A 14,235-nucleotide genomic window follows, 5' to 3' on the forward strand; every position below is an offset into this window, starting at 1 on the left:
ACCGGGAACGCTGCATGAGGCGAACAACCTGAAGCATGCCCCCACTCTGCCCAATTCACCTCAACTGCGCAATGGGTCTTGAGCCTGGGCGGGGCTTCGGCGCAGCGTGCCGCTTCCGGCCTCAGCCGTTGGGTTCCAGCGTGTCACGCAGCCACATCTGGAACTCGGGCAGGGCGCGGTCGTACTGCAGGGCGATGATTTCGGGCACCTCATAGGGGTGCAGGGATTTGATGCGTGTCTCGAGCTCGGGATATTTCTCGCCGCTGGTCTTGATCAGCAGCAGGCTCTCGGGATCTTCGGCGACCTCGCCCTGCCAGCGGTACACGCTTTGCAGGCCGGGCACGATGTTCACGCAGCCGGCCAGATGCTCGGTAACCAGGATGCGGGCCAGCTCATGCGCCCGTTCGGGGGGAAGGGTGACCAGAACGACGAGTGACATATGCCCTGCAGGATACGCTGCATAAAGGCGGGCCGCCACGGTGTGGTGGGGGCTGAACAGCTCCGCGGGCACGGGAACAGCACAGACAGTAAAAAATCCCACAACCTGTTGTGGACCACCCGGCCGCCGGTCGGGTGTTAGGCTGGGTCATGCGGACAATTGTCCTGATCGCCGGTCTGATCCTGCTGCTGATCTTCGCCATCCTGAACTTCAACTCCCTGACGGCGTTGCAGCCGATGAATCTGGGCTTCATCCAGTATGTAACGGCGCCCATCGGCCTGATCATGCTGATCGTGGCGGTCTTTGCGGCGCTGCTGTTCTACTTCTGGGCGGGCATCAGCAGCCTGCGGGCCCAGGCGGACACCGCCAAGCTGCTGCGCGACATGGAGGCGCTGCGGGTGAATCTGGACAGCCAGGAAGGCACCCGCTTTGCCCAGCTGCAAAGCCACCTCGATACGCGGCTCAATGCGCTGGGCAGCGGCGAGACGGCGGCCGACCTGCGCGCCATCCACGCCCGCATCGATGAGGTGCAGCGCGACCTGAACCTGCAGCTGGCCCAGCTCGACGATTACCTCAAGGCAAAACTGGGCGACACCCTGCCCGGCGAGACCGGGTCCGGCAAGGTCCAGCTGGACAAGAAGGTCTAGGAGCGCGTGGCCCGAACGCGGGGCGCAGGGGTTCAGGCGCTGGGGACTCCCACTTCTGGACCCGGTGCAGTGCTGCCGGGTTCTCACCGCTAGAATGCGGCCTTAGAGCTTTACCTCCGGAGGACTGACCGCATGGCGCTTGACCGATTTTTCAGAAGACGACGTCCGCAGCAACAGGCGGGCGCGGACATGCCCGAGTTGTGGACCCAATGTCCCCAGTGCAAAGAGGGGATTTACAACCGTGACCTGCTCGCCAACGCCCACGTATGCCCCAAGTGCGGGCACCACCTGCGCCTGAACGCCGCCCAGCGGGTGGACGTGCTGCTCGATGAGGGCAGCTTCACGGCGCTGTCGGGCCGGGTGCATCCGGTGGACGCGCTGGAGTTCCGCGACACCGAGGCGTACACCGAGCGGCTGGCCCGGGCCCAGGCCAAGACTGGCCGTCCCGACGCGATCCTGACCGGCACCGGCACGGTCCTGAACCTGCCCGTGACGCTGGCCGTGATGGATTTTGCCTTCAGCGGCGGCAGCATGGGCAGTGTGGTGGGCGAGGAGATCGCCCGCGCCGCCGAACACGCTGCCCGGCACGGCACGCCGCTGATCATCGTGACCGCCAGCGGCGGGGCCCGCATGCAGGAAAGCGCGCTGTCGCTGATGCAGATGGCCAAGACCACCGTGGCCCTGGAGACGCTGAGCGAACAGGGCCTGCCGTACGTGAGCATCCTGACCGACCCGACCACCGGGGGCGTGACCGCCAGCTTCGCGACCATCGCGGACGTCATCGTGGCCGAGCCGGGCGCGCTGATCGGGTTTGCCGGGCCGCGCGTGATTCAGCAGACCATCCGCCAGCACCTGCCTGAAGGCTTTCAGCGCGCCGAATTTCTGCTGGAACACGGCATGGTGGACGCGGTGGTGGACCGGCGTGAGCACCGGCCCTACCTGGCCAACCTGCTGGGCCTGCTGACCCGCCGCGTGCCGGATGGACGAGACCTCGGCGTGGAGGCCGGTGCATGACCAGCAGCCCGAACGTCATTCACTCTGAAGCCCTCAAAGAACTCGAAGCGCGCGTGCGCGATCTGGAGGCAACCGCCCAGCGCACCGGGCAGAACCTTGACGCCTCCATCACCCCGCTGCGCGATGAGGTAAGGCGCCTGCGGGAAGCCAGCGGCCCGCCCAGCCGCTGGGAGCGCGTGCAGCTGGCCCGCGCTCCCGGCCGGCCCACCGCACTGGACTACGTGGACCGGCTGTGTACCGGCTTTACCGAGCTGCACGGGGACCGCCGCTACGGCGACGACCCGGCGCTGATCGGCGGCCCGGCCCGCTGGATGGGCGTGCCGGTGATGCTGCTGCTGCAGCAGAAGGGGCGCGACACCAAGACCAAGATCAAACGCCGCTTTGGCAGCGCCAACCCCGAGGGTTACCGCAAGGCCGTGCGTCTGATGGACCTCGCCGAGAAGTTCGGGCTGCCGGTGGTGGCCCTGGTGGATACCCAGGGCGCGTATCCGGGCCTGGAGGCCGAGGAACGCGGGCAGGGCTGGGCCATCGCCGAGAGCATCCGGCGCATGCTGAACCTGCGCGTGCCGGTGGTGTGCACCGTGATCGGCGAGGGCGGCAGCGGCGGCGCGCTGGCGGTCGGCGTGGGCAACCGCGTGCTGATTCAGGAGAACGCGTGGTACAGCGTGATCTCTCCCGAGGGAGCCGCGAGCATCATCTGGAAGGACGCGAGCAAGGCCCCGCTGGCCGCCGAGGCCCTGAAGCTCACGGCCCCTGACCTGCTGGAACTGGGTCTGGTGGAAGAAGTCATCTCGGAGCCCACCGGCGGCGCGCACCTGAACATGGACGAGGCCGCCGCCGCCGTGGGCGAGGCGATCCGCCGCCACCTGACCGAGCTGATGACCCAGTCTCCGCAGGAGCTCAAGGCGGGCCGGGCGGCGCGGTTCCGCCGGCTGGGAGCGTTCCGGGAGGAGTAGGAGCAGGTCCATTGAACGTCGCCTGGGTTGGGCCGGTTTGTTTCCGGCCCGACTTTTTTAGAACCCTGACTTCTCCCAGGGACGCTTCCGCACCTCCGCCACCGTCGCCGCGAGGTCGTAGGCCACGGCCAGTCCCAGGGTGTCGGCCTGCGGACCGCCCAGCAGCAGATGGACACCGTCCTGAAGCCGCTGGTGCTGTGGCAGACCGCCGGGCCGTCCGCCGGGCAGGGCCAGCCACACGCCGGGCACGTCGCTGACGCTGCGGCCCAGTTCCAGCGCCCCGGTTCCCAGCGGGGGCAGCGCGTCCATCAGCCCGACCAGATCCTCCAGGGTCTCGCGGCGCAGGCCGGTAGGTACTCCGGTCAGGCGGCCCCCGGTGGGCGCGTAACCGTGCGGATCGCGGTGGTGGATGGAAGGAATCAGCGTGAAGCCGCCGTGCTGTGGGCGCAGGGTCAGGCCACCCGCGTGCAGGATGGGCGTGGTGTCGTCGCTGGGCACGTTCAGGCGCGGCACCTGCCGGTAGGCGCGGGCGTGGGCGGTGTGCAGCCCCAGTTCGTGCTCGGCGGCGGATGGTCCATCGGCGCCCAGGGCGAGGATGGTCACGCCCGCGTGCAGGGTGTGGGTCTCGTGCGTCACGATCTGGTGGGTGTTCGTCACGGTCAGTCGTTCGACCACCACGCCGCCGGGCACCGGGCGCGCACGCGCGTTGAGCATCAGGTCGGCGCCCGCCGCCACCGCCGCGCGCGCGGCGGCCAGGGCGACCGCGCCGGGGCGGTAGGTGGCCGCGTCCTGCTCCACCTCTGCAAAGGGCAGCGCCGGGGCGTTCACCATGGCCCGCGCGTCCGGCCACGGAGCCAGGGCGTCGGCGGTGGGGCTGCGGTCCGGCCCGGCCTCCGCAAACAGCCGGATCAGCGGACGCGGCGCGAAGCTCACGTCCCCGAAAGCGGTTTCCAGTTGTCTGCGGGTCCAGCGGGCCTGTTCCAGCCGCTCACCCTCCAGCCGCTCGCCGCTCGGCTCCCGCGCCGACCACACGCCGGGAGCGAGCAGGGTCGCGCCGTCCTCGTTGGGCAGGCCGCCCTCCTCGAGCAGCAGCACGCGCAGGTGGGGGGCCAGCTGCCGCACGTACAGGGCGCAGGCCGAGCCCATGCGGCCCGCGCCGACCACGACGACATCGTGGTTCTGGGGGGTAAACCGCTGGCCGACATGGGCCCAGACCTGACCGGCCGGAGAAGGGGAGGCGTTCATTCCCGCATCATGCCGCCTGGGGGCCGGATGGGGGCTTCTCACGCGGCTGTCAGAAGCCGGTGCCGGCCGGATGCTTATACTCGGCTTCAATCATGTGTGATCTGCCGCCTTCCCGGCTTCTCCCGTGTCCATCTGTGGTGGGCGTGTTCACCGTGCGCCGGCTGGCCCGGCTTGGCATGGCCGCCGTGCTGTGCGGGGCCTCTGCCAGCGCGCTGAATGTGCGGGTGCTGGTGGCGAGCGCTCCGCAGCTCACCGTGCGGGTGCCCGTCTCGCCCGCCGCGCCCGATCCACTCGGTCAGCGCGGGCTGGCTGCCCCCACCCCCGCGCCGTCGGCGGCGTGGACCGTGGGCGTGACCGGCTCGGGCGCGGCGGCCCGGCTGACCCTCAACGGTCAGGACTCGGGCGGCCAGACGCTGTATCTGCCGCCGGGCCCGGGCAGCGTCGTGGAGATCGCCGGTAAGACCTACCGCGGCGGTGTGGGCCTGCGAATCGAGAAGGATCAGGTGCAGGGCATCAACGTGGTGGACGTGGAGGACTACCTGCGCGGCGTGGTGCCGGCCGAGATGCCGTCCTCATGGCCCGCCGCCGCCCTGGCCGCCCAGGCCGTCATCGCGCGCACCTACGTCGCCGCGCGCGTCAATCCGGCGGCGCCCTACGACACCTGCGCCACCGAGAGTTGCCAGGTCTACCGCGGGCTGGACGCCGAGAAGGCCGCCTCGGACGCGGCGATCGCCGCCACCCGCGCGCAGGTCGTCGCCCACAGCGGTCGGCCGGCCAGCACCTATTTCAGCAGCGATTCCGGCGGATTCACGGCCTCAAGTGCCGAGGTCTGGGGCCGCGACCTGCCGTACCTGCGCGCGCAGGCCGATCCCTACTCGGCGGGCAGTCCGCGCTCCGAGTGGCGCATCGAGGTGCCGGGCAGCACGGTGCAGGCGGTCGCGGCCCGCTACGGCGTGCGGGTGGGGGCCTTGAGGTCGGCGGCGGTTACCCGGCTCAGTCCCTCGGGACGGCCGCTGGAAATCACCATCAGCGGGTCGGGCGGCGTGGCCCGGCTGTCCGGCGCAGAGGCGGGCGGCTTCGTGCGTTCGCTGGGTGCTCCCGGCACCCGCGTGTCCCTGAGTGGCCTGGACCCACTGGTGATTCAGGGGGGCGGCGCAGGCCACGGCGTGGGCCTGTCGCAGTACGGTGCGCTGGGTCTGGCGCGGGCCGGCTACGATCACCTGCACGTGCTGGGGTTCTACTATCCCGGCACCAGCCTGAGCGTGCTTGCCGGCGCGCCCGCACGCCCGCAACCGGCGCCGGTCCTGGCCGGTGTGTGGAACTCCATTCCGGCTCTTCCGGCCCGCGCCGAGGCCCGCCGCCTGGGCGCAGCTGCCGCCGCGCCACAATTGACGGGCGCCTTCGGGCTTCCCCCGGTGCTGGCCGGTGCCCCGCGCGGCGATCACGCCAGCCCTGCGGCGCCCGTGACCGCGTGGTTCGGCGGGATGAACCCATGACCGGGACCGGGGCGGGCCGGGCCGCTCGGCGCAGGGAGGCCCGTGAGGTACAGGCGCGGACTCCGCGGCGGGGCGGACTGGTGCGCCGCACCCTGCTCGCGCTGGCGCTGCTGGGCCTGGGCGCGGCGGGACTGGCGCAGGCCCGCACGGTCAAGATCATCTCGGCCGACACCCTGGAGCTGCGTCAGGTGGACGGCCAGGAACTGGTGGTGATCAGCGGAACCAACGTGGAACTGCGGGTCGACGAGGATGTGGTGCGGGCCAGCCGGGTCGAGTTCAACCGCACCCGCCGCACCCTGACGCTGGTGGGGGCGGCGAGCTACCGCAGCGCCGCCGACGGTCAGGACCTGCGCGGCGAGAATCTGGTGGTCGAACTCGGCGACGAGCAGGTGACCGGCCAGGACGTGCTGATCAGCGACGCCAACCTGGAGATCCGCGGGCAGCAGGTTGAGCGCATTCCAGGGCAGTTGCAGGCCACGGGCGGGTACTTCACCACCTGTGCGCGCTGCGGCCGCACGCCCAACGACTACGCTTTCCGCGCCGAGCGCCTGATCGTGTACCCCGGCGACCGGCTGGTGGCCTACCGCGCGCAGCTGCTGCTCGCCGACGTGCCGGTGTTGTTCCTGCCGGTGGTTGTGATTCCCCTGAACGATCCCGAGCGCCAGCCCCGGCTGCTGCTCGGGCAGAACGACGCCGACGGCTTCACGGTGGAGGCCGACCTGCCGTTTTCCATCGGCTCCAGCACGCTGGGCACCACGCTGGTGCGCTACTACCAGAACCGCGACCCCTCGGTGGGGCTGGGCGTGGCGCTGCGTTCGTACGCGCCGCTGCCCTATGTGGACCGGGTCAACCTGTACACCCTGGCCAACCCCCGGCCGCTGGACGCCGCCGACCCCACGCGCTCGGGCTACGATCTGGACTTCGTGTTCGGCGTGACCGGGCGCATTCCGCTGTCGCGGGCGGTGCGGGATCTGGATTACCGCCTGAACGTGTCCCGGCGGGATCTGGGCCGCAGCGACCTCGATCCCGAGCGCGGCGTGACCCGGGTGGATTTCGGAGCCAAGGTGGACTACCCGCTGTTCACGGCGGAGTTCAATTACGTCAACCGCTTCGGTCCCGAGCCCACCGCCGCCGAGCGCACGCCGTACCAGAAGACCGAGGTGGTGCTGGACCCCAAGCCGTACACCAACGGCAACTTCAGCGCCGACATCCGCCTCGCGGCGGGACTGTACTCGGCCCAGAGCAATCCGCTGTCGCGCAGCGCCACCGCCCAGGGGGTCAACATCACGACCACCCGCCTGGAAGAGTCGCACCGCCTGGGCTACACCGCGCAGCCGTGGCGGAACGCCGACCTCACCCTGAGCAACACCTTCACGGGCCGCTACTACGGCACCGGGGCCAGGACCGTGGACCTGAACCTCAGCGCGCAGCTCAGCCAGCGCTTCAACACCACCAACACCGTGACCTTCGGGGTCGGTTACAACCGCACCGAGGGCACGAGCCCGTTTGCCTTCGACGCCCTGTCGGGCCGCCGCCTGAGTGCGCCGCTGAGCGTGACCGTGAGCACCGTGCCGGTCAGGGACGTGCGTTTTGGCGTGACCTACGGCCGCGACCTGTTCCTGGCCCCGGACCAGCAGAGCCCCACGGTGTTCTCACTGAGCGTGAACCGGGCGCCGCTGAACCTGAGTTCGCAGCTGAGTTACCAGCTGCTCACCGGGGAGCTGGAAAGTTTCTCGTACAACGCCACGGTGGGGGACCCCAACTCCGGCACGCTGACCCTGGTGCCCGCGCAGCCCGCCCGCCCGGCCACCGCCTTCAGTCCCGCCACGCCCGCCCGGCCCGCGTATTACCGCCGCAGCAGCGCGTGGCCCGCGCCCAACCTCACCCTCAGCGCCTCGGGCAGCTACGCGCGCACCACCGGCTTCGCTCCGTTTACCCTGCGCGCCACCGTGACCGGCGCGACGAGAAGCGATTCGCTGAGCGCCTATGTCATCCACGACATCCAGACCCCGGTAATCAACGAGGTCGGCGCGACCTTCAACGCCTCGGTGGGCCGCGACGCGGTGCTGAATCCGGTCACGGTCAATGCCAGCGAGCGGCTGTCGCTGCCCACCGCCCGCCTGAGCGGCACCTTCAGCGTGACGTGGCGCGGTCAGTACCAGTTTTCCAGCGCCCATGACTTGCTGCTCAACCGTCCGGTGGATGCCAATCCCACTTCCGGAACGCGGCAGGAAAGCGGCACGGTGACCTTCAGCGTGGGCACCGTGCGCGGCAGCGCGAACAACTGGCAGCTCACCTACGGCGGTCCCTACGATCTGGTGCGCGGCGGCTTCACGCGGCCCACGCTGTCGGGCAGCCTGAGTGCCACCCGGCCCGGGCAGCGGCTGGCCCTGTCGGCCACGGTGAACACGCCGGGTCTGGATCAGCCCCGCGCCGAGCTGACGCGCGCCGATCTGGACGCCAACTGGCAGTTCGGCAGCCGCGCGGCCCTGTCGGGGCGGGTGCTGTACAGCCGCAGCCGCAGCGGCGTGTACCCGGATGACCGGGCCACCGATACCCTGATCCTCGATCCCATCCGGGTCAGTCTGGGCATAGGACGTTCCGGGCAGGCCCCGGGGGCGTATGTCACCGGCAGCCTGCGCCAGACCTTTACCTGGGTGGACGGCGAGCGCCAGAACCCCACGCCGATCTCGCCGGTGATCGGCCTGACCATCGACCGGTGTTGCTGGGCGCTGCAGGCAGAGGCCGATCTGGTGCAGCGGCGCTACCGCCTGTCGGTGGGCCTGCCGGGGCAGAACGCCTACCCGCTGTTCGACCTCACCCCGGACGGCACGAAGGTGCCGCTGCTGCCCAACACGCCCTGATTCCCCTCTCTGGACCCATTTGCCGAGGTACTCCGCTGTGAAACGCACCCTGCTTGCCCTGGCCCTGCCCCTGCTGCTCGCCGCCTGCACCGGCACCGACGAATCGGTCACGACCCTGCAGGTGGCTGTGCTCACCGACGGCGGCGCGACGCTGCGGACCGTGACGCCCGGCGCGGACACCGACCCCGCACCGGTCCGGGAGGAGCGGACGGTGCCGGTGACCGGGGGCGTGAGCCTGGAAACCCTGCCCAGCGGCAGCCGGCTGGCCCTGACCCTGCGCACGGGCCTCGAGAGCCGGAGTGCCGAGCTGCAGACCCCGCAGCCGTTTGCGCCTCTGCCCTTCGCAGAAACCTGCCTGACACAGACGGTGGCCAGCGCGCAGCGCGACCGACTGCTGACCCTCAGCGAGTGCGGCGGTGGCCCGCAACAGCTGGCCCTGTACCGCAATGACGGCACGCTGGTCTGGACGGCCCGGCTGCCCACCGCCCTGCCTCCCACTCCCGGTCAGGACACGCCGCCGCTGCGGCTGGCGGTGCGCGGAAACGTGGGCGTGGTCGCGCGGCCCCGGGTCGGTGGCGGCAGCGAGGTGATGCGGGCCGCGCCCCAGAACCTCGGCGACCCGGTGGCGGTGGTCAGCACGCCGCTGCCCACTGCGGCCATCCGCGACCTCGCTCCCTACGGGGCCGAGGTGCTGGCCGCCACCGACAGCGGCGTGCAGCGGCTGCGCGACACCGGCGAACCCGACGGCACCGCCCTGCCGGCCTTCGGTACCTCTCGCTTTGACCGGCTGTGGAGCGGCGGCGTGGGCAACCGGACCCTGCTCGCGGCGTGGCGCAGCAACATCCCGACCGGCCTGGGCGCGCAGCCGCTGCTGCTGTGGGACGGCTCGGCCAGCCGGACGGCAAGCACGGTGGCCTTGCTCAGTGACCTGCGTGACGTGACCCTGGCACTGGACGGCAACCTGTACGCCCTGACGGCCACCACCCTGATCCGTTACGACACCGTGTTCGGGCTGCAGCAGAACAACTGGAGGCCCCGCACCCTGCTGGGCACCCTGAACGACGCCCGCGCCGTGACTTGGCTGGTGCCCTGACCCGCCGCGTGGGGCACGGCCGGCAGGAAGAAACGCGGCAGGCAGGAGAGTGGTTGCTCTAAGCTCTGCGCATGCCTGCCACCCCACCAGGGCTTCCCGAATTCCGGGTGCGCGCCGTGACCGATCCCGCCGACCCGGCACTGGCGGCCTTTGGCATCCTGCAAAACCGGGTGTACTTCGAGCCGCACAACCTGATTCCCGCGACGTACATCGGGGCGCTTTTGCGGGAGTCCCCGGGCGAGGCCACGGAGCGCCACAACACCCTGCTTGTCGCCGAGGACCGGGCGGGGGGGCTGCTGGGGGGCACCTTCTTTCACTTTTTGTCTGCGGTCCGGACCGGGTTTTCCAGCTTTCTGGGAGTGGACGGCGCGGCGCGCGGCCAGGGCGTGGCCCGCACGTTGCATAACGCCCGTTGGACGGCCCTGATGGAGCAGTCCGGCGGAACGTGCCGGGGGCTGTTCATAGATGTGGTCAGCCCGGGCCGGCTCTCGGCCGGACAGCGGGCGGCCGAGGCCCGGGTGGGCAGCGACCCGCTGGCGCGGCGCCGGGCCTTCGGGGCGCTGGGGTTTGCCACCGTGGACGTGCGCTACGAGCAGCCGGTGGGCGGCCCGGACGGCGGCCCCGTGACCGACCTGGATCTGCTGTACTTCGCGCCCGGCGCCCCGGCCCGGGTGCCCGCACAGCTGGTCGCCGACACCATGTGCGCCTACTGGACTCCCTGGCTGGGCGCGGCGCGGGCCGAGCGGGAGGCCGGGCGGCTGCGTGAGCGGGCGGGCGGGCCAGAGGTGGCCTTGTTGCCTGCCGGGCAGTCGCCGGAGGGGTAAGCGGGCGGTCCTCGGAGGTGCTGGACCGGTGGGCTGGTATAGGGAAGGGGAGACAGCATGATCAGGGAGGGACATGGTCGCCCCTCACCGCCGGATTCGCCTCGGTTGCCCCGGGCCCTCCTCGGGTGGCCCACCCCGGAGCAGCGAGAGCAGCAGCAGGGGCAGGGCGCCCCGCACCCCCAGCGGCGGGGCCGTGCCCCGGACAAGCAGCGCCACCACCGCGCCGGAACCGCCATGCAGCCCCAGCCCCGCGCGGGTGCCGCGGGCCAGGCCGTCGTGCCAGCGGACCGCGCCGCCCGGCCCGGCCGAGATCAGCCAGCCGGGGGCCACGCCGCTGAGGTGGGCCGGCAGCCCCGCCGGGTGCAGCACGGGGGGTGGGCGGCCCTGCAGGGTCGCCTCTCCAAAGGTGAGCAGGTCCGCCGCCGCGCCGAACAGCCCGCCCGCTCCGGCCAGCGGCCCGAAGCCGGTGACCGTGGTCCCGCCCAGCACGCCCGAGGGCCGCACCACCCCGTGCGCCGGACGCAATGTCACGCCCAGGCCCAGCGGTCCGGTCACCCAGTCCTCCAGCGCCCGCCCGAAGCCGGCCGCGCTGACCTCCTGGTCCGCGGCGCCGGCCAGCGCCAGGGCGAGCAGACCGGCGCCCAGGTTGGAATACGCGAACCGTGGAGCTGGCCCGGGCCGCGTCCAGCGCCGGGCGCTGGCGATCACGTCCGCTGCGCTCATGCCGCCGTAAGGGTCGTGAAAGCGCGTGAACACCGTGATGGCGGCCCGCGCCGGATGCATCGGCAGCCCGGCGGTGTGGGTCGCGAGTGCCAGTGGCGTGAGCTGCGGGGGCAGGCGGCGAAACGCTCCGCCCAGGGCAGCCAGCGGACGATCCCAGTCCAGCCGGCCGGCACCCACCAGTTCACCGGCCAGCGCCGCCGTGAAGGGTTTGCTCACGCTCGCCAGCTCGAACACCCCCTCTGTGGCGACTCCACCCAGGGGCACCATCAGCCGCCGCCCCCCGCGCGAGACGGCCAGGACTCCGCCGCGCCGGAACACGGCGCGGGTCAGGGCCAGAAGCGGGCGGGCGTCCGTCTCCAGCACCTCGGATGCCTGGGCCAGGGCCACCTTCACGGGGTCGCGGCGGAACATGGGGGCAGGGTAGCCCACACCCGGGTTGCCCATCTGGGCAGCGGGTTCAAGGCCTGGGCCGAGACGGAGCGGGCCGTGCGATACACCCAGGCCCGGCACGGCTCAGGCGTCCGCCGTTCCGGGCAGCGGGACGCGGCCCCCGGGGGCCACAGTCGCCCGTTCCCGGGGGTGCGCCGGCCGCTGCTACCCTCTGGTCATGTCTTCTTCGACCAGAGCCCCGCGGGCCGAACGTCAGCCGATCACCCATTCGATCCACGGCGAGGACCGCCCGGACGACTACCACTGGTTCAAGACGCGGGGCAAGGCCGACGCCGGGGTGCTGGCCTATCTGGAAGCCGAGAACGCCCACCTGGACATGGTGCTTTCTCCGCTGCGTGCCACCCAGCAGGTGATCTATGACGAACTGCTCTCGCACCTGCAGGAAGATGACGAGCAGCCGCCGGTGCGTGAGGGAGAGTGGCTGTATTTCACCCGCGTACAACAGGGCCGCGCACATCCCATCTACCTGCGCCGTCCGGTGGCCGGGGGAGACGAGCAGACGCTGCTGGACGTGAACGCCCTAAAGGAGCGCGAGGAGCTGGACAACGTGTGGGTTCCCCTGACCCGCCCCAGCCCGGACGGACGGTACTGGGCATACCTGCTCGACCCCAGCGGGCAGGAGGTCTGTGAGCTGCGCGTGCTTGATACCCAGACCGGCGCTCTGGCCGAGGTACCGCTGCAGGGTGTAAGCGGCTGGACGCTGGCATGGCACGCCGATGGGAGGCACTTTCTGTACGTCACCGAGGACGCCACCCAGCGCCCGGACCGTGTCTGGCGGCATGCCCTGGGCCAACCTCAGGACGCCGACGAGGTGCTGTTTCAGGACGATGATCCCACCTTCCGGGTGGGGGCGTCGCTCAGCGAGAACGGCCAGAGCCTGCTGATCGGGAGCCACGCCAACCGGGCCCAGGAGTGGTGGGCCCTGGACGCCCACGATCCGCAGGCCCGCCCCCGGCTGGTGCTGCCGCGCGAGCGGGGCACCGAGGTCACGCTCGCCGACGGCGGCGACCACTGGCTGGCCCTGACCAACGCGGGGGGAGCCGAGGAATTCAAGCTGGTGCGCTCGCCCAAAACAGACGTGCTGAACCTGCACAGCGCGCCAGAGGTGGTGCCGTACAGCTCCGCGCGTCACCTGACCGGCCTGCAGCTGTTCCGGGACCACCTGCTGCTGTCCGGGCGTGAGGACGGCTACAAACGGCTGTGGGTGCTCGCCCGCCGGGACGGTGGATACGGCGAGGCCCGGCGCGTGGCGTTCGCCGAGGACACTTCGACCGTCTACATCGGCGACAACCGGGTGTATGACACGCCGACCGCGCGCGTGCTGTACGCCAGCCTGACCCGGCCCACCGAACATCTGGACCTGGACCTGAACACCCTGGAGACGACCCTGGTGAAGGCGATCCCGGTGCCCGGTTACGATCCGGCCCTGTACGTCTCGGAGGCGGGATGGGCGACTGCCCCTGACGGCGAGCGCGTGCCGGTCAGCATGGTGCGCCGCCGCGACACGGCCCTGCCCGCACCGACGGTGCTGTACGGCTACGGCAGTTACGGCCATCCCATCGAACCGGTCTTTTCCATGACCCGCCTGCCGCTGCTTGACCGCGGCTGGGTCTGGGCCACCGCGCACATCCGGGGCGGTTCGGAACTGGGGCGACGCTGGTACGACGCGGGCCGGCTGGAACGCAAGATGAACACCTTCACCGACTTCATCGCGGTGGGTGAACATCTCCGGGCAGCGGGGGTGGCGGCGGAGCTGGTGGCCATGGGCCGCAGCGCAGGCGGCCTGCTGATGGGCGCGGTGGTGAACCTGCGCCCGGACCTGTGGAAGGCGGCCTTTGTCGGGGTGCCCTTTGTGGACGTGCTGAGCACCATGCTCGACGACAGCATTCCCCTCACCACCGGCGAGTACGACGAGTGGGGCAACCCCAACGACCCGCAGGCCTACGCGACCATGCGGGCCTACAGTCCCTACGACAACCTGAAAGCGGGCACCTATCCGCACCTGTTCGTGTCCACCGGCCTCCACGACCCGCGCGTGGCGTACTGGGAGCCGGCCAAGTACGTGGCCCGGCTGCGCACCCTGGCGGGGCCCGGCAGCGGCACGCTGGTCCTCAAGACCCATCTGGGGGCAGGCCACGGGGGCAGCAGCGGCCGCTACGACGCATTGAATGAGGTGGCCGAGGAATACGCCTTCGCGCTGGCCGCCGTGGAGGGCAAGCTGGAGAACGCCGACCGCTGACCTCCGGACGGAAGGAGGGGGGAGGCCGGGCACCCCGGCCCCCCTTAGCGGCGCGAAGCCTCAGCGCGGAAAAGCGACAGAAAACAAAAAACCCGCCCTCTGCGGACGGTGATAAGAAAAGAATAGCGTGGAATGCAGGCGCTGTCAAATCCATGCGGGTGGCGGTAGTGGACTTCCGAGCATGACGGGTGTTCAATGAAGCATGAACGGTTTGAAGTGTCCGCAGTGCGGAGGCGTCTATATCG

Annotated in this window: 11 protein-coding genes; 8 read left to right on the top strand and 3 right to left on the bottom strand. The window is 70.9% G+C overall.

The annotated features are described in order from the left end of the window. Positions 1 to 121: 121 nt before the first annotated feature. A complete protein-coding gene (gene cutA / locus IEY21_RS15735) occupies positions 122 to 439 on the bottom strand; it encodes a divalent-cation tolerance protein CutA (RefSeq protein WP_188905298.1) in 318 nt (105 codons plus the stop codon). 149 nt (positions 440 to 588) lie between these two features. On the opposite strand from cutA, the gene IEY21_RS15740 reads away from it, so the two are divergent. The 3 genes from IEY21_RS15740 to IEY21_RS15750 all read left to right on the top strand — a co-directional run bounded on the left by IEY21_RS15740 (position 589) and on the right by IEY21_RS15750 (position 3,056). Continuing rightward, a complete protein-coding gene (locus IEY21_RS15740) occupies positions 589 to 1,086 on the top strand; it encodes a LapA family protein (protein ID WP_188905299.1) in 498 nt (165 codons plus the stop codon). A gap of 132 nt (positions 1,087 to 1,218) precedes the next feature. Beyond that, positions 1,219 to 2,100, top strand: coding sequence for an acetyl-CoA carboxylase, carboxyltransferase subunit beta (accD, locus tag IEY21_RS15745; RefSeq protein WP_188905300.1), 882 nt, complete (start codon positions 1,219 to 1,221; stop codon positions 2,098 to 2,100). Further along, on the top strand, positions 2,097 to 3,056 hold the full coding sequence (locus tag IEY21_RS15750; RefSeq protein ID WP_188905301.1) for an acetyl-CoA carboxylase carboxyltransferase subunit alpha: 960 nt from the start codon (positions 2,097 to 2,099) through the stop codon (positions 3,054 to 3,056). Before accD ends, IEY21_RS15750 begins: the two co-directional genes overlap by 4 nt. A 57-nt stretch (positions 3,057 to 3,113) precedes the next feature. Here IEY21_RS15750 and IEY21_RS15755 read toward each other — a convergent pair whose 3' ends face one another. Beyond that, a complete protein-coding gene (locus IEY21_RS15755; RefSeq protein ID WP_188905302.1) occupies positions 3,114 to 4,301 on the bottom strand; it encodes an FAD-dependent oxidoreductase in 1,188 nt (395 codons plus the stop codon). A 143-nt stretch (positions 4,302 to 4,444) separates the two neighbouring features. Between IEY21_RS15755 and IEY21_RS15760 the strand changes: the two genes are divergently transcribed. The 4 genes from IEY21_RS15760 to IEY21_RS15775 all read left to right on the top strand — a co-directional run bounded on the left by IEY21_RS15760 (position 4,445) and on the right by IEY21_RS15775 (position 10,578). Continuing rightward, a complete protein-coding gene (locus IEY21_RS15760; protein ID WP_308424849.1) occupies positions 4,445 to 5,797 on the top strand; it encodes a SpoIID/LytB domain-containing protein in 1,353 nt (450 codons plus the stop codon). Then, positions 5,794 to 8,661 carry a hypothetical protein gene (locus IEY21_RS15765; protein WP_229753175.1) on the top strand — a complete coding sequence of 956 codons (2,868 nt, stop codon included), beginning with the start codon at positions 5,794 to 5,796 and terminating at the stop codon, positions 8,659 to 8,661. The genes IEY21_RS15760 and IEY21_RS15765 overlap by 4 nt, the downstream gene beginning before the upstream one ends. Positions 8,662 to 8,698: 37 nt before the next feature. Beyond that, complete coding sequence (locus IEY21_RS15770) at positions 8,699 to 9,754, top strand: hypothetical protein (protein WP_188905303.1); 1,056 nt, start codon at positions 8,699 to 8,701, stop codon at positions 9,752 to 9,754. A gap of 71 nt (positions 9,755 to 9,825) precedes the next feature. Continuing rightward, a complete protein-coding gene (locus tag IEY21_RS15775; protein ID WP_188905304.1) occupies positions 9,826 to 10,578 on the top strand; it encodes a GNAT family N-acetyltransferase in 753 nt (250 codons plus the stop codon). Between the two features lie 84 nt (positions 10,579 to 10,662). On the opposite strand, the gene IEY21_RS15780 is transcribed toward IEY21_RS15775, so the two are convergent. Beyond that, a complete protein-coding gene (locus IEY21_RS15780) occupies positions 10,663 to 11,712 on the bottom strand; it encodes a serine hydrolase (protein WP_188905305.1) in 1,050 nt (349 codons plus the stop codon). A 196-nt stretch (positions 11,713 to 11,908) separates the two neighbouring features. Between IEY21_RS15780 and IEY21_RS15785 the strand changes: the two genes are divergently transcribed. After that, positions 11,909 to 13,990 (top strand): S9 family peptidase, encoded by a 2,082-nt coding sequence (locus IEY21_RS15785; protein WP_188905306.1) that lies wholly within the window; start codon positions 11,909 to 11,911, stop codon positions 13,988 to 13,990. The last annotated feature ends 245 nt before the right edge of the window (positions 13,991 to 14,235 follow it).

The organism is Deinococcus aerophilus (assembly GCF_014647075.1).
Classification (GTDB): domain Bacteria; phylum Deinococcota; class Deinococci; order Deinococcales; family Deinococcaceae; genus Deinococcus; species Deinococcus aerophilus.